This is a genomic window from Neobacillus sp. FW104-15D2, assembly GCF_058790155.1.
The window spans coordinates 1-1019 of sequence record NZ_JBYTCJ010000076.1; the positions used below are offsets into that span (position 1 = coordinate 1).

The window sequence follows — 1019 nt, forward strand, 5'->3', positions numbered from 1 at the left end:
GTGGTTAACGTTATCAAAGAAGCCTTTAATATCTACATCTACTACATAACTAACTGCTCTCTTCTCAATATACTGATTCAGTATTTTCAGCGCATCGTGGCAGTTTCTATTTGGACGGAACCCAAATGAGCAGTCTAGAAAGTCATTTTCATAGATGGCATTTAGTATTTTCGTAATGCCTTTTTGAACAATTTTATCTTCATGTTCCGGTATTCCCAATGGTCTCATCTTGTTTGAGTTGAGTTTTGGGATATACATTCGTCTTACTGGAACAGGACGATAACTTTTGCTTTTAAGCCTACTTACTAAGTCCTCTATGTTTTCTTCCAAGCTGTCACTGTATTGTTCTTTTGTCGTTCCGTTAATACCAGTTGCCTTTTTATTAGGCAATTCATGATGACACTGAGTTAGGTATTGCTCATTCAATAAATGCGCAAGAGATGTGAATTTCATTTTAGGCTCAGATTTTGCTAACTCTGCTATCCTTAATAGTTTTGTTTCCATTTATTATTCCTACCTCTGTGTGTAGTAAATGTGTCCCTAGTAAGGGTGATAACTGGTAGCTAGCCTTCCCTCCATCGGCATTACCCAACTTCATTGGTACTACGCTGCTATCCGACTCCCTACAATCGGCATTTGGTTTCCTTGCTTGTTATCGCTTGTAGACCATACTCTTCAATAGAAAAAGACCGGTAGGGTCTCCCGAGTTGCCGTATCATATCAATGTGTAACGTGCCAAGGTCTCTGACTCCAGAGAGGTTTTACCCTTCTTGCCTTTGACGAAGGATAAAATGTAGCTTTCTGCACGCAGGTAAGTCATCAGCCCTCTCGATTTACTAACGTTTATGGAGCTCAATCCCTTCAACCATTTGGCTTTCGGCCCGCCACCTAACTGTCTACGCTTAAAGACTAAAGTTACCTTTAGCCCTCCAAGACTCGCTACGAGCGAATGGCTAGTTCTTACTCGGCGGGAATCCCACCCGCTATATGATACGACCTAGGCTCGGCCGCACACCTGC

The 1019-nt window shown here is 42.0% G+C and carries 1 protein-coding gene; it reads right to left on the bottom strand.

Features of this window, described 5'->3' with window-relative positions; genetic code table 11:
- On the bottom strand, positions 1 to 504 hold a 504-nt coding region (locus tag AC3WR0_RS25380), incomplete at its 3' end, for a reverse transcriptase domain-containing protein (protein ID WP_492554850.1).
- Positions 505 to 1019 lie beyond the last annotated feature (515 nt).